This is a genomic window from Pseudomonas sp. TE3644 (assembly GCF_056278815.1).
The window spans coordinates 190,249-208,142 of sequence record NZ_JBWBQF010000001.1; the positions used below are offsets into that span (position 1 = coordinate 190,249).

Annotated in this window: 13 protein-coding genes and 4 tRNA genes; 11 read left to right on the forward strand and 6 right to left on the reverse strand. The window is 62.5% G+C overall.

What is annotated here, in order from left to right; genetic code table 11:
* Window positions 1–6: 6 nt before the first annotated feature.
* From ACZ9GA_RS00870 to thiO, 4 genes are read left to right on the forward strand one after another with little or no spacing between them, the layout of a single operon-like run.
* The gene (locus ACZ9GA_RS00870; RefSeq protein WP_457357830.1) at window positions 7–522 is read left to right on the forward strand and encodes a pilus assembly PilX family protein; all 516 of its coding nucleotides are present in this window, start codon (window positions 7–9) and stop codon (window positions 520–522) included.
* Complete coding sequence (locus tag ACZ9GA_RS00875; protein ID WP_457357828.1) at window positions 512–3,646, forward strand: pilus assembly protein; 3,135 nt, start codon at window positions 512–514, stop codon at window positions 3,644–3,646. Before ACZ9GA_RS00870 ends, ACZ9GA_RS00875 begins: the two co-directional genes overlap by 11 nt.
* 12 nt (window positions 3,647–3,658) lie before the next feature.
* Complete coding sequence (locus ACZ9GA_RS00880) at window positions 3,659–4,057, forward strand: type IV pilin protein (protein ID WP_457357826.1); 399 nt, start codon at window positions 3,659–3,661, stop codon at window positions 4,055–4,057.
* Window positions 4,058–4,087: 30 nt separating this feature from the next.
* Complete coding sequence (gene thiO / locus ACZ9GA_RS00885; RefSeq protein ID WP_457357824.1) at window positions 4,088–5,191, forward strand: glycine oxidase ThiO; 1,104 nt, start codon at window positions 4,088–4,090, stop codon at window positions 5,189–5,191.
* A 111-nt stretch (window positions 5,192–5,302) separates the two neighbouring features.
* Here thiO and ACZ9GA_RS00890 read toward each other — a convergent pair whose 3' ends face one another.
* The 4 genes from ACZ9GA_RS00890 to ACZ9GA_RS00905 all read right to left on the reverse strand — a co-directional run bounded on the left by ACZ9GA_RS00890 (window position 5,303) and on the right by ACZ9GA_RS00905 (window position 9,773).
* A complete protein-coding gene (locus ACZ9GA_RS00890; RefSeq protein WP_457357822.1) occupies window positions 5,303–6,643 on the reverse strand; it encodes a sigma-54-dependent transcriptional regulator in 1,341 nt (446 codons plus the stop codon).
* A gap of 2 nt (window positions 6,644–6,645) precedes the next feature.
* On the reverse strand, window positions 6,646–8,238 hold the full coding sequence (locus tag ACZ9GA_RS00895) for a sensor histidine kinase (protein WP_457357820.1): 1,593 nt from the start codon (window positions 8,236–8,238) through the stop codon (window positions 6,646–6,648).
* Window positions 8,228–8,461 (reverse strand): PP0621 family protein, encoded by a 234-nt coding sequence (locus ACZ9GA_RS00900; RefSeq protein WP_457357818.1) that lies wholly within the window; start codon window positions 8,459–8,461, stop codon window positions 8,228–8,230. Before ACZ9GA_RS00900 ends, ACZ9GA_RS00895 begins: the two co-directional genes overlap by 11 nt.
* Window positions 8,462–8,747: 286 nt before the next feature.
* Window positions 8,748–9,773, reverse strand: a complete 1,026-nt coding sequence (locus tag ACZ9GA_RS00905) for an outer membrane protein assembly factor BamD (protein ID WP_457357817.1) — start codon at window positions 9,771–9,773, stop codon at window positions 8,748–8,750.
* A gap of 149 nt (window positions 9,774–9,922) precedes the next feature.
* On the opposite strand from ACZ9GA_RS00905, the gene rluD reads away from it, so the two are divergent.
* The 7 genes from rluD to ACZ9GA_RS00940 all read left to right on the forward strand — a co-directional run bounded on the left by rluD (window position 9,923) and on the right by ACZ9GA_RS00940 (window position 15,280).
* On the forward strand, window positions 9,923–10,885 hold the full coding sequence (rluD, locus tag ACZ9GA_RS00910; protein ID WP_027981229.1) for a 23S rRNA pseudouridine(1911/1915/1917) synthase RluD: 963 nt from the start codon (window positions 9,923–9,925) through the stop codon (window positions 10,883–10,885).
* A gap of 8 nt (window positions 10,886–10,893) precedes the next feature.
* Window positions 10,894–11,622, forward strand: a complete 729-nt coding sequence (gene pgeF / locus ACZ9GA_RS00915; protein WP_457363600.1) for a peptidoglycan editing factor PgeF — start codon at window positions 10,894–10,896, stop codon at window positions 11,620–11,622.
* A gap of 244 nt (window positions 11,623–11,866) precedes the next feature.
* Entirely contained in the window at window positions 11,867–14,431 is a 2,565-nt protein-coding gene (clpB, locus tag ACZ9GA_RS00920) for an ATP-dependent chaperone ClpB (protein WP_457357815.1), read from the forward strand.
* Window positions 14,432–14,862: 431 nt separating this feature from the next.
* A tRNA-Asn gene (locus ACZ9GA_RS00925) sits at window positions 14,863–14,938 on the forward strand.
* A gap of 10 nt (window positions 14,939–14,948) precedes the next feature.
* Window positions 14,949–15,025 (forward strand) — tRNA-Pro (locus tag ACZ9GA_RS00930).
* Between the two features lie 5 nt (window positions 15,026–15,030).
* Window positions 15,031–15,106, forward strand: a tRNA-Lys gene (locus ACZ9GA_RS00935).
* Between the two features lie 97 nt (window positions 15,107–15,203).
* A tRNA-Pro gene (locus tag ACZ9GA_RS00940) sits at window positions 15,204–15,280 on the forward strand.
* A gap of 177 nt (window positions 15,281–15,457) precedes the next feature.
* Here ACZ9GA_RS00940 and hutC read toward each other — a convergent pair.
* Entirely contained in the window at window positions 15,458–16,180 is a 723-nt protein-coding gene (hutC, locus tag ACZ9GA_RS00945) for a histidine utilization repressor (protein WP_457357813.1), read from the reverse strand.
* On the reverse strand, window positions 16,177–17,712 hold the full coding sequence (gene hutH / locus ACZ9GA_RS00950; protein WP_457357811.1) for a histidine ammonia-lyase: 1,536 nt from the start codon (window positions 17,710–17,712) through the stop codon (window positions 16,177–16,179). The genes hutC and hutH overlap by 4 nt, the downstream gene beginning before the upstream one ends.
* Between the last annotated feature and the right edge of the window lie 182 nt (window positions 17,713–17,894).

Consider the following 17,894-nt stretch of genomic DNA (forward strand, 5'->3'; position numbering starts at 1 on the left):
AGGTCGATGAACAATGTACGACACATCGCCTGCGCCCCAGGCCCGCGACGCCAGGGCGGCATGGTGCTGCTGGTTGCGCTGGTGATGCTGCTGCTCATCACCATGATCGGCATCTCGTCCATGCAGAACGCCACGATGCAGGAAAAGATGGCCGGCAGCGTGCAGACCCGCACCACCACCTTCGAGTCCGCCGAGATGGCCTTGAGGGCAGGTGAAAACGCGGTGTCGGCCAGCACCTACAGCCTGACCCAGTGCTCCGGTACTGCGGGCTGCGCGCCGCCACCGGCCACCGACTACAACGCAGTGGTCGCGGCGGGCACTTCCGGCACCGCTGGCATCAACTGGGTGGCCGTAGGCTCCACCGGGTTCTATGGCGTGCAATACCTGGGTGTCACCGCCGACCCGGTGAACCCCAATGGCACCGGCAGCCCCTCGCTGTACCGCATCACGGCCATCGGCTTTACCGCTGCCACGCCTTTGACCAACCCGCGCACCGTGCTGGAGAGCGTCTATGCAAAATAGCAAAAGGAGCTTGCCGCGCTGGGTGAGCCTGGTGTGGGGGCTGTTGCTGGCGTTCTATATCGGCGTACCTGCCCACGCAGCGTTTTCGCCGTCCAGCTCACCCTTGCTGAGTGCGGCGGCGGTGACGCCCAACGTCATGCTGCTGGTGGACGACTCGGGCAGTATGAACAGCATCATCTGGGCCACGGCATTCGATCCGAATGCAACCTGGGCGCAGGTTTATACCTGTACCACCAGCAATTGCAGCCGTGGCACCACGCTGGACATGAGCGACACCAACATCCTGCTGTCTTCTCTTTCCACCTCAGGTTGTTCCGGCAGCGGCTATTACAGTTTCTATAAAGGCACGTCGACGCCCTTGTGCCTGAAGCTGCCGGACCCGGTGGGCGGCAAGGACACCCGTTACTCGGCGGCCTATCTGGCCTACCTGATCAAGCTGGCCAACGGCTCCAACACTGACTTCACCACGGGCAATGTTCCCAACGACTACCGCATCAACGTGGCGCGTACCGTGTCCGCCGCCCTGGTAACCGCCAACCGGAACCTGCGCATTGGCTTGGCCACCTTCAACTCGCCGACGACCTTCGATCGCGGTCCGGGCGGATACATCGCCCGTTCCATCAGCGACCTTCAGGCCGTCACCGGCCCAACTACGGCGACTACGACGTCCACTAGCCAGGCCACCACCAACTACAACAACCTGCTCAGCTCGATCAACGGCCTGGCCGCCGTGGCCAACACGCCTCTGGCCGAAACCTATTACGAGATCACCCGCTACATGCGCGGCATGACCCCGTACTACAACTCCACGCCGTCCACCTACACCAGCCCCATCCAGTACCGCTGCCAGAAAAACTTCGGCGTGGTGATCACCGACGGCCTGCCCACCTACGACCGCACGTTCCCCACCAACGACCCCTTGGGTGGCAGCAAGCTTCCTAACTGGGATGGCGTGAACAACGACGGTGACGACCTCAATGGCGACAGCGAGGGCGACACGCTGTACCTGGATGACATCGCCAAGTTCGCTTATGACATCGACATGCGCGCTGCTTCCACCACCAGCACCGACGCAGCCAGCAAGAGCTGGGACGCCGCCGACTTCCCCAAGCAGAACATGTTTACCTACACCGTGGGCTTCACCGCGTCCAACCAAATGCTGTCCGACGCGGCCAGCTATGGCCACGGCAAGTACTACCAGGCCATCGACAGTGCGAGTCTGACCACGGCGCTGTCCTCGGCGCTCAGCGACATTACCTCCAAGGCCGGTTCTGGTGGCGCGGGTGCCACCAACTCCTCGACCCTGTCGTCCACCACGGTGTATTACCAAACCCTGTACGACCCGGCTGACTGGCGTGGTGTGATCAATGCCTATTCCATCAGTACCGCTGGCGTGGTGAGCTCGACCGCCAGCTGGACCACCAACACCACGATGGCCATCGGCACCGCAGGCACTAGCTTCGAGTCGTTCAACACCACGACGGGCCTGCCGATCACCATGGCGTATGCCAATTACTCCCCGGCGCAGCAGACGGTGCTCAACGCCAACCTGCCCACCGGTATCACCGGCATCAACCTGGTGAACTGGAGCCAGGGCACCAACATCACCGGTTTGCGCACGCGCACGGTTCAGCTGGGCGACATCATCAACTCACCGCTGACACTGGCGAGCGCGACCGACCAGACCGCCTCGGACCTGACCAACGATTCGACCTACACGGCGTATCTGGCGGTCAAGGCCGCCAACATGACGCCGCGCCTGCTGGTCAACGACAACGAAGGCTATTTCAACGTACTGAACACCAGTGGCGTGCGCAGTTATGCCTATATGCCCTCCACGGCGCTGGCGTCGCTGTACAAGGTCAGCGACACCAATTACATCAATGGCACCTCGCACACCTTCCTCAACGACGGGCAGGTCGCTGTGTACGACGCGCAGGTCGGTACGCTGTGGAAAACCATCGCGCTGACGGGTACGGGCGGGGCGGGCAAAGCCTATACCGCGGTGCAATTGTTCGATGGCACCACCAAGAGCAACACGCCCAAGGCGTTGTGGGAGTTGCGTCCGGATACGGCCACCACGTTTGCCAACCTCGGCTACGCCTATTCCAAGCCGGAAGTGGCACGCCTGCCCGATGGCACCTGGGCGGCGTTCATTGCCAATGGTTACGGCAGCACCAAGGGCGTCGCCTCTTTGTTCGTGGTCAACCTGGCCACGGGCGCACTGATCAAGGAAATCGTGGCCGAGAGCAGCAACGGCAGCAACGGCCTGTCCTCGGTCAAACTCAAGGTCAACGCCTCCAATGTGGTGCAGGCTGCCTACGGCGGCGACCTGCTGGGGCATATGTGGAAGTTCGACCTGAGCAGCACGGCAACCGCCAGTTGGGCAGTGGCGTTTTCCGGCAACCCGTTGTTCACCGCCCCCGGCGGGTCGACCCAGCCCATCACAGCGCAACCGTTGCTGATCACCAACAGCACCAGCGGCAAGATGGTGTATTTCGGTACCGGCAAACTGATGGAAACGGCCGACAAGACCACCACTGACAATCAATCGTTCTACGCGGTGTGGGACGCCGACAACGCGACGGGCAACTACACGGTTTCCAATCTGCAGTCGCAGTCGATCACGGGCACCTACACTTCGGGCACCAGCCAGTACCTGACCACCTCGGCCAACACCACCAACTACACCTCGCTCAAGGGCTGGTACATACCGCTGGTCTACGGCACCCTGTTGACGGGGAACCGCGTCATCTACCAGGCGGCCTATACCACCGGGCGGATCGTGTTCACCACGGCTGACATCGATACTACCGACCCATGCTCCAGCCAAGGCAGTGGTTACGTGATCGAGCTCGATGCCCTCAACGGCAGTCTGCTGAGCTATCCGGTGCTGGACACCGACGCCGATGGCAAAGTGACGAGTACTGACACGCGGGTAGCCGGACTGTACATTTCCACCGGCATTCCCAACCTGAACTCCATCATCAGTGTGGCCGCCACGTCCACCACAACGGCCAGCCAACGCAAGCTCGTCAACGACTCCAGCGGCACCCTCACCAACCTGGTGGAGGCGGGGGGCACGACGACTCCCGGGCGGATTCTGTGGCGGCAAATCCAATAGAAGGAACTGAACATGCGCAAGACCACACGCGGTTTCACCTTGATCGAATTGATGGTGGTGGTGGCGATTGTCGGCATCCTGGCGGCGATTGCCTATCCGTCGTATATCAACCATGTGAGGAAGACTCACCGACTGGAAATTGCCGAGTTGCTGTCGGAGACCGCTCAGAACCTGGAGCGCTTCTACTCGAAAACCGGATCTTATCTGGATGGCGCCACCACGTTCACGCCGCCGGCGAGCAATGCCTGGTACACCGTCAGCTTCACAAATCGCGCCGCCACTACCTACACCCTTAGCGCGGTACCGGTGGCGAGCAGCATGATGGCGGCCGATAGCTGTGGCACATTAACGCTGGACAACACCGGTGCGCGCACCAGCGCCGGTACCGTTGCGACCTGCTGGGGCCGCTGATGGCCGCCTCAATCTGAACCTGGATCAAGCATGCCCACACAACAAGAACTCATCATCATCGGCGGCGGCGTCATCGGCCTGCTGACCGCCCTCAACCTCGCCCCCCACGTGGGCCGCATCACCTTGCTGGACCGCTCAGGCGTAGGCCAGGAATCCTCCTGGGCCGGCGGCGGCATCGTCTCGCCGCTGTACCCGTGGCGCTACAGCGCCGCTGTAACCGCGCTGGCGCACTGGTCCCAGGATTTCTACCCGCAACTGGGCGCGCGCCTGTTCGCCGACACTGGTATTGACCCCGAGGTGCACACCACCGGCCTGTATTGGCTGGACCTGCCCGACGAGGAAGAAGCCCTGGCCTGGGCCGCACGCCTGAACCGCCCGCTGAGCAAGGTCGATATCTCGGCCGCCTACGACGATGTGCCGGTGCTGGGTGGCGGTTACCGCAGCGCGGTGTACATGGCTGACGTGGCCAACGTGCGCAACCCGCGTCTGGTGAAGTCGTTGAAGGCAGCATTGCAGGCGTGTGGCAATGTCACCGTGCGCGAGCACTGTGAGGTGCGTGGGTTCTTGCGTGATGGCAAGGCTGTGGTGGGTGTGGATACCGAGCAAGGCGAACTGCGGGCTGACCAGGTGGTGTTGACCGCGGGTGCCTGGAGCGGCGACTTGCTGGAGAGCCTGGGTGTGCGTTTGCCGGTGGAGCCGGTGAAGGGGCAGATGATTCTGTTCAAGTGCGAGGCTGATTTTCTGCCCAGCATGGTGCTGGCCAAGGGGCGTTATGCGATTCCGCGGCGTGATGGGCATATCCTGGTGGGCAGTACGCTGGAGCATGAAGGGTATGACAAGACGCCTACCGTCAGTGCGCTGGAAAGCCTGAAGGCGTCAGCGGTAGAGTTATTGCCAGCGCTGGCGGGCGCCACCCCGGTCAAGCATTGGGCGGGGCTGCGGCCTGGGTCGCCCGAGGGGATTCCGTTTATCGGGGCGCTGGAGGGGTTTGAAGGGTTGTGGCTCAACTGCGGGCATTACCGCAATGGGTTGGTGCTGGCGCCGGCGTCGTGTCAGTTGTTTGCTGATCTGATGCTGGGGCGTGAGCCGATCATTGATCCTGCGCCCTATAGCTCTACCGGTCGGTTGGCTTAGCTCTGTAGCCGCTGCCGCCAGGCTGCGCTGGCCCTTATGACCGCTTGAGATCTCCAGCCAGGTACAGGGCCAGCGCAGCCTTCGGCAGCGGCTACAGGGGCGTAGTGCTGGTTACTCCAACCCCAACTTCTTCAGGCGATAACGCATCGACCTGAACGACAGGCTCAACCGCTGCGCCGCCGCGGTACGGTTCCAGCGGGTTTCTTCAAGGGCCTGCAAAATCAGCTTGCGCTCGATGGTTTCCAGGAAGTCTTCCAGGTTATCCACATTGGTCAGGTCCGGCAGCCCGTTTTCAGCAGTGGGCGCAGACTCGGTCAAGCGCAGATCGCTGGCCTCGATGCGCTCGTTTTCACACAGCGTGTAGGCGCGTTCCAGCATGTTCTCCAGTTCGCGTACGTTGCCCGGGAAGCGGTAGCCTTTCAGGGTTTCCAGCGCAGCCGCGCTCAATTGCGCCGGGGGCAGGCCGCTGCCGTGGGCCAAACGCTTGAGTACCTTGGCAGCCAGCATGGCGATATCTTCACGGCGCTCGCGCAACGACGGCACGCGCAGTTCGATCACGTTGAGGCGGTAGTAAAGGTCCTGGCGGAAACGCCCGGCCGCCACCTCGGCATTCAGGTCTTTGTGCGTGGCGCACAGGATGCGTACATCCACGACCACTTCACTCTGGCCGCCGATGCTGCGGATGGCCTTTTCCTGGATGGCGCGCAGCAGTTTGACCTGCATGGCCAGCGGCAGGTCAGCCACTTCGTCGAGGAACAGCGTGCCGCCGTTGGCCGCCTGGAACAGCCCCGGCTTGTCTTCCACCGCGCCGGTGAAGCTGCCTTTGCGGTGGCCGAAGAATTCGCTTTCCATCAGCTCCGAGGGGATGGCCCCGCAGTTGACCGGCACGAACGGCAGCTCGGCGCGTGGCCCCTGTTCGTGGATCAGGCGGGCGACCAATTCCTTGCCGCTGCCCGATTCGCCGCTGATGTACACCGGCGCCTGGCTGCGGGCCAGGCGGCTGATCTGTTTGCGCATGGCCAGCATGGGCGGCGAGTCGCCCAGCAGGCGATCGTCAATGCTCGGCGCTTTGTCGGCAGGGCCTTGCAGGCGCAGGGCGGTGCCCACCAGTTCGCGCAAGCGCGTCAGGTCCACAGGCTTGGTCAGGAAGTCGAACGCGCCGGCCTTCAGGGCATTGATGGCGGTGTCCAGGCTGCCATAGGCGGTGATCATCGCCACGGGCAGTTGCGGGAAACGTTGCTGAATGTGCTGCACCAGCTCAAGGCCTGTGCCGTCGGGCAGACGCATGTCGGTCAAGCACAAGTCGAAAGGCTCGCTGGCCAGCAGTTCGCGGCCTTCTTTGACGTTCTTGGCGCTGCGGGTGTCGAGCTTCATCCGGCCCAGGGTGATTTCCAGGAGTTCGCGGATATCCGGTTCATCGTCGACGATCAGGATTCTTTGCCGTTGGCTCATGTTCAACTCAGCTTCCGTGCATGGGCGAACGTGATGCGCAGGCAGCTGCCGCCGCGTTCACGTGGTTTGTAGTCTAGGTGTGCCTGGTTGCTTTCGCACAGTTCACGGGAAATGTAGAGGCCCAATCCTGTTCCTTTGGTCTCGGTGGTGAAGAAAGGTTCGAAGATGTGTTGCAGTTGATCGGCTGAAAACCCGGGGCCATCATCCAAAACGTCAAGAATAGGCAAGCCGTTGGTCGGTTCGATGAACAGGTTCAACCACACCTGGGCTTGGCCATGGCTGTGGGCGCTGTAGCGCAGGCCGTTTTCCACCAGGTTGGTCAGCACCTGGGTCAGGTGGTTGGGGTCCATGCGTGTTTCGATGGGGCCGTCGGTGACGTACAGGTGCAAGGCCTGGCGCGGTGTGGCAGTGGCGCGGAAATCGTCCAGGAAGCGCTGCATGAACACCGTCAGGTCCAGCAACTCGGGCTCGGCCTGGCGCCTGCGGGACAGTTGCAGCACGTTCTCGATGATCAGGTTCATGCGCTTGGACTGATCCTTGATGATCTCGGTCAGGCGCAGGTCGGCCGGGTCCAGGCTTTCGGACTCTTGCAACAGTTGGCCAGCGTGGCTGATGGCGCCCAGCGGGTTGCGGATTTCGTGGGCGATGCCGGCGGTTAGGCGGCCCAGTGCCGCCAGCTTGAGCTGCTGGGCCTGCTGGGCGATCTGCGACAGGTCTTCGAGAAACACCAAGGTCTGCTGTTGCTCGCCGCGCCGCAGGGCGATGAAGCTGGGCTGCACCGAGGGGCCGGTGGGCTCGAACTTCAGGCTGCGCAGGCGCAAGGTAGGGTTGGTGCGCCATTGCAGCAGGCGCTCGATCAATTCCGGCGAATAGGCGGCGATCAGTTGGCCATTGAGCTGGTACTGGCCGATCAGTTTCAGCGCCCCTTCGTTGGCCAGTTGCACGCGGTTGACGGTGTCCAGCACCAGGATGCCGGTGCGCATGCGCTGCAGAATCAGCGCGTTCAGCTCTTCCAGGTTGGTGACATCGCTGGCGCGCTGTTCGGCCAGGTTTTCACTGACCCGCAGCAGGCGCGTCAGGGCCTGCACCATCAGCGCCACGGCGAAGCACAGCACCCCCAGGGTGCTGGCCTGCACATAATTGGTGACGTTATTGGGACGCAGGAAGTTGAGGTAGAAGGTCAGGTAGATGATGCCGATGCTGCCCAGCGCGGCAATCAACAGGCCATTGCGCCCACGCAGCAGCAGATTGCTCATGGCCACCGAGGCGATCATCAGGTTGCCGATGCCGCTGGGCGTGCCGCCGCCGGCATAGAACAGCCCCGACAGCATCAGGATGTCGAACAGCGCCAAGGCGAACACGTGGCCTGGCGGGCGCAGTTTTTCCAGCAGGATCACGGCAGCAATGTTCAGCAGCAGGTAGGCCCAGCTGCCGGTGCGGAACCAGGCGCCGTTGGCCAGTTCCAGCAGCTTGTCGTCCAGGTCGCTGGAGATCAGCAGGATCAGGGTGATGCCGATGGTCAGACGGTACAGGTGATACAGGCGCAGCATCCGCCGCGCCTGGGGGCCGCCGGGCAGGAAGGTCTCAGCGCTCACGTGGGGCCGGGCCCTCGTTCAGATGAGCCTGGCTGCAGTACCACTGATTGCCGGTGCCGATGGCGCGATTTTGCGGCAGGTGCACACCGCAGTGGGCGCAGCGCACCATCAGCAGCGGTTGCGCCTCGCCGGGGCGGCCTGGGCGCTGTGGGGCGGGCTTGATCTTGCGCCATAGCCACAGCACGGCAAAGACGATGGCGATCCAGAAAATCAGGCGAATCATGGTCAACAGCTCAGACAGGAAGAGATGCGGCAGTGTAGGAGCGGGCAGGGCTGGGGGACAAGCGGCGATGGGTATCGGCGGTGATATCTTTTTGATGGCTAATTGCGCAAGAGCCCCGTAGCCGCTGCCGCCAGGCTGCGCTGGCACGCATGAATACTGAAAATCTCCAGTGGGGCACCGGGCCAGCGCAGCCTGGCGGCAGCGGCTACAGATGGAGGCGGCAGAATATTTTTTTGCGGATACAAAAAAAGAGACCCGAAGGTCTCTTTTTTGAGTGCAGCGCTGCTTAGTCGAACAGGCCGAAGGTCATGTAGCTGAAGAAGCCACGCTTTTTCTTCGGTGCGTCGTCTACAGGCTGGGCCGGCTCGTCGGCGGTGCCGCCTTGCTCTTTTGGCAGCAGGTCGTGCGGGATCGCGTCCTTGTCATCCTGGAACTGTTTGGTCAGTTCCTGGTTGGCGCGGGTTTCACCCGGCGGCAGCGGCGCGCTGGTGCCTACCAGGCCCAGGGTAGCCTTGGTCAGCCAGGAGCGGTTGTCCGCTTCCTTCTGCTGGGCCACGAACTGGCCGTCCACCAGTTGCGGGTGGTTGGGGTAGTTGAGCTTCAGGGTTTCCAGGCTGGTGGCAGCCAGGTCGTCCATGCCCAGGCGCTGATAGGCCTCGACCATCACGGCCAGGCCGTCGCCGACGGACGGCGTTTCCTGGAAGTTTTCCACCACGTAGCGGCCACGGTTGGCGGCGGCGACGTAGGCCTGACGGGTCAGGTAGTAGTCGGCCACGTGGATCTCGTAGGCCGCCAGCAGGTTGCGCAGGTAGATCATGCGCTGCTTGGCGTCCGGCGCGTAGCGGCTGTTGGGGTAGCGGGCGGTCAGCTGGGCGAACTCGTTGTAGGAGTCGCGGGCAGCGCCCGGGTCACGCTTGGTCATGTCCAGCGGCAGGAAGCGCGCCAGCAGGCCGCGGTCCTGGTCGAACGAGGTCAGGCCCTTGAGGTAGTAGGCGTAGTCCACGTTCGGGTGCTGCGGGTGCAGGCGGATAAAGCGTTCGGCAGCCGACTTGGCCGCTTCAGGCTCGGAGTTCTTGTAGTTGGCGTAGATCAGCTCGAGCTGGGCCTGGTCGGCGTAGCGCCCGAACGGATAGCGCGAGTCCAGAGCCTTGAGCTTGGCGGTGGCGCTGGTGTAGCTGTGGTTGTCCAGATCGGCCTGCGCCTGCTGGTACAGCTCGGTTTCGCTCAGGTTTTCGTCGACAACTTCCTTCTTCGACGAACAGGCGGCCGTGAGTCCGAGGATGGCGATCAGCAGCAGGTGTTTCACTTGCATGGCGGCTTGCGTCCCTATGACGGCCGCTGTCTTGGGCGTGACCGTCCTGTTATGATGAGCGCCCCGTGGAAGCCTCGGGGCAAAAGACGCCGTATTTAACCACAAGCGTGCAGCCGAAACCAAAGGCTGTGCCGCCGCACAGTCCGAGCATGTCCGAGATCATACAACTTAGCGCAGAGGTGCCGTCCGATTTGGGCGGCCAACGCCTCGATCAAGTCGCCGCACAATTGTTCGCCGAGCACTCGCGCTCGCGCCTATCCGCCTGGATCAAAGAAGGCCGCCTCACCGTGGACGGTGACGTGCTGCGCCCGCGTGACATCGTTCACGGCGGCGCCATCCTGGCCCTTACCGCCGAACAGGAAGCCCAGGGCGAGTGGATCGCCCAGGACATCGAGCTGGACATCGTCTACGAAGACGACGACATCCTGGTCATCAACAAGCCTGCGGGCCTGGTGGTGCACCCGGCTGCCGGCCACGCCGATGGCACCCTGCTCAACGCCCTGCTGCACCACGTGCCGGACATTATCAATGTCCCGCGCGCCGGTATCGTGCACCGCCTGGACAAGGACACCACTGGCCTGATGGTGGTCGCCAAGACCATCCAGGCGCAGACCAAACTGGTTGCCCAGCTGCAAAGCCGTACCGTCAGTCGGATTTATGAGTGCATCGTGATTGGCGTGGTGACCGCCGGGGGCAAGATCAACGCCCCCATCGGTCGCCACGGCCAGCAGCGCCAGCGCATGGCGGTGATGGAAGGTGGCAAGCAGGCCGTCAGCCATTACCGCGTGCTGGAGCGTTTCCGTTCCCACACCCACGTGCGGGTGAAGCTGGAAACCGGTCGTACCCACCAGATCCGTGTGCACATGTCGCACATTAACTTCCCGTTGGTGGGTGACCAGGCCTACGGTGGCCGCTTCCGTATTCCGCCAGCTGCCAACCCCAGCATGGTCGAAGCGCTGAAGACCTTCCCGCGCCAGGCGCTGCATGCACGCTTCCTGGAGCTGGAACACCCGACCACCGGTGAGCGGATGAGCTGGGAATCGCCACTGCCTGACGATTTCGTCTGGCTGTTGTCGCTGCTCAAGCAGGACCGCGAGGCGTTCATCGGGTGAGTACCGTGATGCAGGACCTGATTTTTCCCGATTGGCCGGCACCGGCCACTGTGAAGGCCTGCGTCACCACGCGAGAGGGCGGCGTCAGCGCCGCGCCTTTCGAGTCTTTCAATCTGGGTGACCACGTGGGCGACAGCCCGGCTGCGGTCGCCGAGAATCGTCGGCGCCTGACCGAGGCGTTCGGCATCCAACCCGCATGGCTCAAGCAGGTACACGGCATCACCGTGGCCCATGCCGACCCGGCAGTGATCGCCGAGGCCGACGCCAGCTGGACGTCGATGCCGGGCATTGCCTGCACGGTGATGACCGCCGACTGCCTGCCAGCGCTGTTCTGCGACCGCGCCGGCACCCGTGTGGCAGCCGCCCACGCCGGCTGGCGCGGGCTGGCGGGCGGGGTGCTGGAAGCCACGGTTGAAAGCCTTGGCGTACCGGCCAGCGACATTCTGGTATGGCTGGGCCCGGCCATCGGCCCGCGCAATTTCGAGGTGGGCGCCGAGGTGCGTGACATCTTCATGGCCAGCCACCCGCAGACCGCCGAGGCGTTCGTGCCGGGCGCCCTGCCTGGCAAGTACCTGGCCGACATCTATGCCCTGGCGCGCCTGCGCCTGGCGGCGGTGGGCATCACGGCCGTGTATGGCGGTGGTGAATGCACCATCGAGGATCTACGCTACTTCTCTTACCGGCGTGCGCCGCAGACGGGGCGCTTTGCTTCGTTGATCTGGCTCGATAACGCCTGACCACAGCACCTGTAGCCGCTGCCGCCAGGCTGCGCTGGCCCGTGTGAACCCTGAAAATCTTCAGTGGGGCACGGGGCCAGCGCAGCCTGGCGGTAGCGGCTACGGGGCTCGCCTTATTGATGTGGGTCAAGCCCCTGCCGCTTGAATCTTGAACAATCCCCCCCATCTATATCGGTATCTCAGGCAGGTTTTTCGTCATCAGGTGTGTCCATCGCTCCGGCCTGCCCCTATAGGAAGGTGACTCATGCGTATAGACCGTTTGACCAGCAAGCTACAGTTGGCGCTCTCCGATTCCCAATCCCTGGCCGTTGGCATGGACCATCCGGCCATCGAGCCTGCGCATTTGATGCAGGCGTTGCTCGATCAGCAGGGCGGCTCCATCAAGCCCTTGCTGATGCAGACCGGCTTTGATGTAAACAGCCTGCGCAAGGAATTGAGCAAAGAACTCGACCGCTTGCCGAAAATCCAGAACCCCACTGGCGACGTCAATATGTCCCAGGACCTGGCACGCCTGCTCAACCAGGCCGACCGCCTGGCGCAGCAGAAGGGCGACCAGTTCATCTCCAGCGAGCTGGTGCTGCTGGCGGCCATGGACGAGAACAGCAAGCTGGGCAAGTTGTTGCTGGGGCAGGGCGTGAGCAAGAAAGCCCTGGAAAACGCCATCAACAACCTGCGCGGCGGCGATGCGGTGAATGACGCCAACGCCGAAGACACGCGCAAGACTCTGGAAAAATACACCGTCGACCTGACCAAGCGTGCCGAAGAAGGCAAGCTGGACCCGGTGATCGGCCGTGACGACGAAATCCGCCGCACCATCCAGGTGTTGCAACGCCGCACCAAGAACAACCCCGTGCTGATCGGCGAACCTGGCGTGGGTAAAACCGCCATTGCCGAGGGCCTGGCCCAGCGCATCATCAACGGCGAAGTGCCGGACGGCTTGCGCGGCAAGCGCCTGTTGTCCCTGGACATGGGCGCGCTGATTGCGGGCGCCAAGTTCCGCGGTGAGTTCGAAGAGCGCCTCAAAGGCGTGCTCAACGACCTGTCGAAACAGGACGGCCAGGTCATTCTGTTTATCGACGAACTGCACACCATGGTCGGCGCCGGCAAGGGCGAGGGCTCCATGGACGCCGGCAACATGCTCAAGCCGGCCCTGGCCCGTGGCGAGCTGCACTGCGTGGGCGCCACCACCCTAAACGAGTACCGCCAATATATAGAGAAGGACGCGGCCCTTGAGCGGCGTTTCCAAAAGGTACTGGTGGATGAGCCGAGCGAGGAAGACACCATCGCCATCCTGCGCGGCCTGAAAGAGCGCTATGAAGTGCACCACAAGGTGGCCATCACCGACGGCGCGATCATTGCCGCGGCCAAGCTCAGCCATCGCTACATCACCGATCGCCAGCTGCCGGACAAGGCCATCGACCTGATCGACGAGGCCGCCAGCCGCATCCGCATGGAGATCGACTCCAAGCCCGAAGTGCTCGACCGCCTGGAGCGTCGCCTGATTCAACTGAAGGTCGAATCCCAGGCCCTCAAGAAGGAAGACGACGAGGCGGCCATCAAGCGCCTGGAGAAGCTGACTGAGGAGATCACCCGCCTGGAACGCGAGTACGCGGATCTGGAAGAAATCTGGACCTCGGAAAAGGCCGAGGTACAGGGCTCGGCGCAGATCCAGCAGAAAATCGAACAGTCGCGCCAGGAACTGGAAGCGGCCCGTCGCCGTGGCGACCTCAACCGCATGGCCGAGCTGCAGTATGGGGTGATCCCGGACCTGGAGCGCAGCCTGCAGATGGTCGACCAGCACGGCAAGAGCGACAACCAGTTGCTGCGCAGCAAGGTCACCGAGGAAGAGATTGCCGAAGTGGTCTCGAAGTGGACCGGCATCCCCGTCTCGAAAATGCTCGAAGGCGAGCGCGAGAAGCTGTTGAAAATGGAAAGCCTGCTGCACCAACGCGTGATCGGCCAGGACGAGGCCGTGGTGGCCGTGTCCAACGCCGTGCGCCGTTCGCGTGCCGGCCTGGCAGACCCGAATCGCCCCAGCGGTTCGTTCATGTTCCTGGGCCCTACCGGCGTGGGCAAGACCGAACTGTGCAAGGCGTTGGCCGAGTTCCTCTTTGATACTGAAGAGGCGATGGTGCGCATCGACATGTCCGAGTTCATGGAGAAACACTCCGTGGCTCGCCTGATCGGCGCGCCTCCGGGCTACGTCGGTTATGAAGAGGGTGGCTACCTGACCGAAGCCGTGCGCCGCAAGCCGTACTCGGTGGTGCTGCTGGACGAGGTAGAGAAGGCGCACCCGGATGTGTTCAACGTGCTGCTGCAAGTGCTGGACGACGGTCGCCTGACCGACAACCAGGGCCGCACCGTGGACTTCCGCAATACGGTGATCGTGATGACCTCCAACCTGGGGTCCACGCAGATCCAGGAACTGGTGGGCGACCGCGAGGCCCAGCGGGCGGCGGTAATGGATGCGGTGAGCTCGCACTTCCGGCCGGAGTTCATTAACCGTATCGACGAAGTGGTGGTGTTCGACGCCCTGGCTCGTGACCAGATTGCCGGTATCACGCAGATTCAGCTGGGCCGCCTGCGCAGCCGACTGGCCGAGCGGGACCTGAGCCTGGTGCTGAGCGATGAGGCGTTGGACAAGCTGATTGCCGTTGGTTACGACCCGGTGTATGGCGCACGGCCGCTCAAGCGTGCGATCCAGCGTTGGATCGAGAACCCGTTGGCGCAACTGATCCTGTCCGGGCAATTCCTGCCGGGCACCACCGTGACTGCCAGCGTGGCCGACGACGAAATCGTCTTCGCCTGATAGTTGAGTCCCTGTAGCCGCTGCCGCCAGGCTGCGCTGGCCCCTTCATACACCAGATGTTTCACGGGTGTACTCAGGGGCCAGCGCAGCCTTCGGCAGCGGCTACAGGGTTCTAGCCCCGAGAAATCGGGGTATTGAAAAAAAGTTTGAGCTAAATGCATGTTTCTATTTGCATTTCTCAAAAAGGTTGAGTAAAGTTCGCCTCGCTGTAACGGCAACCCACAGACACCAGCAACACCGGGGTCTGAAAAATAGTTTGAAATTCAGTAAGTTGAATGAAAATTAGGGGTTGACAAGGGTTTTGAAGGATGTAGAATAGCGCGCCTCAGGGGCACTAACGCAGCGATGCGGGAAAGCTGAAGAGTTCAAGGCGGTAGTGATACAGCTTCGAAACTTGCAGTACTGAAATTGTTGCATCTGAAATTGATAGTTCCGTGATAGCTCAGTCGGTAGAGCAAATGACTGTTAATCATTGGGTCCCAGGTTCGAGTCCTGGTCACGGAGCCAAATTTCATATCGGGGTATAGCGCAGTCCGGTAGCGCGCCTGCTTTGGGAGCAGGATGTCAGGAGTTCGAATCCCCTTACCCCGACCATTTTTGGGTCGTTAGCTCAGTTGGTAGAGCAGTTGGCTTTTAACCAATTGGTCGTAGGTTCGAGTCCCACACGACCCACCATTTTTGATTCCAGTTCGCTGGGTCAGATCTTAAAAAGACCTACCGAGTAACGTCGGTAGGCATCAAAAAAGGCGCCTTCTGGGTGCCTTTTTTGTACCGGGGTATAGCGCAGTCCGGTAGCGCGCCTGCTTTGGGAGCAGGATGTCAGGAGTTCGAATCCCCTTACCCCGACCATCTTCAGAAAAAAGGCGTCCCTCGTGGACGCCTTTTTTTATGCCTGACAAAAAACCTGATCAATCCGACCCCAACCCGTAGCCGCTGCCGCCAGGCTGCGCTGGCCTGCGTGAGCACTGAAGATCTCCAGCGATGCGTAGGGCCAGCGCAGCCTCACGGCAGCGGATTCGGCAGGTGTCAGGGTTTTACGGTCATTCGGCTCCCCAATCGATACCGCGAAGACGGATGCACCAACCGTACATACGTCACCGCCCGCTCCGCACTCCACGTGCGCCGCAACAACACCAGGCACGCCTCATCGGTCTCCATCTGCAACAACCTGGCTTCTTCCTCGCGGGGGTGCCCGGCCTCGACGATATGCTCCATCTCATCCGGCCGAATCACCTGCAGCAAATAGCTCGCGGGCTGCAATTGGGCGCCAAACTCCTGCTCCAGCAACTTCGGAATCAGCTCCGGGTTGACGTAGCGATCCTCCAATTGCACCGGCACGCCTTCCTCCAGATGTACGCACAACAGATGAAACACCGACGCACCGGTAGCCAGCCCCATGGCCGCCGCAACGCCCATGGACGCCGCTTCACGCCCCATGTGCAGCATGCGGCATTCATACCGATGGCCGCGGGCGACGATTTCATCGCCAATGTTGCTGATGCGCATCAGGTTGGACTGCGGCTTGTGCTCGGCCACGAAGGTGCCCACGCCATTGACCCGCACCAGCCGGCCTTCCTCGGCCAGCTCGCGCAGGGCGCGGTTGACGGTCATGCGCGACATGCCAAGGGTTTGCACCAGCTGGTTTTCCGAGGCAATCAGATCGCCGGGCTTCCAATGCCCGGCGTGGACCTTGTTCAGCACAAAATCCTTGGCTGTCTGATACAGCGCCTGGGCGGGGCGGGTACTCATGCCTCGTACAGCTCGCCGAACGCCAGCCAGCGGCTGAATACACCGTCTTCGACCCAGCTACGGGCAGCGGCGATGTCGGGAGCGAAGTAACGGTCTTCATCGTAATGGGCCACGCCCTCGCGGATGAAAGTCATCACCTCGGTCAATTTCGGCGAGGTTTTCAGCGGGGCCAGCAGGTCGATGCCCTGGGCTGCGCCCAGCAATTCGATGGCGACCACGGCGCTGCTGTTGCCGGCCATGTCCAGCAGGCGGCGCGCGGCGAAGGTGGCCATGGATACGTGGTCTTCCTGATTGGCGGACGTGGGCAGGCTGTCGATGGACGCCGGGTGGGCCAGGGTCTTGTTTTCCGAGGCCAGGGCGGCGGCGGTGACCTGGGCGATCATGAAACCGGAGTTCAGGCCGCCTTCGCGTACCAGGAAGGCGGGTAGGCCGGACAGGGCTGGGTCCACCAGTTGCGCAGTACGGCGTTCCGACAGCGCGCCGATTTCCGAAATGGCCAGGGCCAGCACGTCAGCGGCCATGGCCACCGGTTCTGCGTGGAAGTTGCCACCCGACAACACGTCACCGTCGGCGCTGAATACCAGCGGGTTGTCGGAAACGGCGTTGGCTTCGCGCAGGAACACGCCGGCGGCGAAGCGCATATGGTCTAGGCAGGCGCCCATTACTTGAGGCTGGCAGCGCAGGGAGTAGGGGTCTTGTACGCGTTTGCAGTCGGCGTGGGACTGGCGGATCTCGCTGGTGGTGCCTAGCAGATCACGGTAATAGGCGGCCGCCGCGATTTGCCCCGGCTGGCCGCGCACGGCCTGGATGCGCGGGTCGAACGGTACGGCGGAGCCTTTCAGGGCTTCCACGGTCAGGCTGCCGGCGACCACGGCGGCGCTGAACAGCTTTTCGGCGGCGAACAGGCCGCGCAGGGCCAGGGCGGTGGACACCTGAGTGCCGTTGATCAGCGCCAGGCCTTCTTTTGGGCCCAGTTCCAGCGGCTTCATCCCGGCGATAGCCAGGCCTTCCACGGCGTCCATGTCGCGGCCTTCATGGCGCACGCGGCCGACGCCGATCAGCACTGCCGACATATGGGCCAGGGGCGCGAGGTCACCCGAGGCGCCTACTGAGCCTTGGGACGGAATGCACGGGAACACTTTGGCGGTATACAGGCTGCGCAGCGCCTCGATCAGTTCCCAGCGCACACCGGAAAAACCGCGGGCCAGCGAGGCCACTTTCAGCGCCATGATCAGGCCGACGCTGGCGTCGTCCAGCAGCGGGCCGGTGCCGGTGCAGTGGGACAGCAGCAGGTTGCGCTGCAGCTTTGCCAATTTGTCGGTGGCGATCGACGTGCGGGCCAGCAGGCCGAAACCGGTGTTGATGCCGTACACGGTGCGTTCATTGGCGATGATCTGGCTGACAGTGTTGGCGCTGGCCGCCACTACATCCCTGGCCGACGCGTCGAGCTCGAAGGGAGCCTGGTGCTGATAGATGGCGCGCAGTTGATCGAGGTCGAAATGGCCGGGCAGGATGTGCAGGGTGGCGGGCATGGCGGTGTCCTGATGTCAGGTTGAGAGTGGAGCTATATAAGCCTGTATATACAGGTATAGCAAGCACTGGGTCGCCGGTAAAGCACAGCCTGTCGCAAATAAGATGGCAGCTGCCTTGAAACGGCGTCGTCTGCATCGCGACCAAGGTCGGCTCCTACGCAGTACGTGGTAGGAGCCGGCCT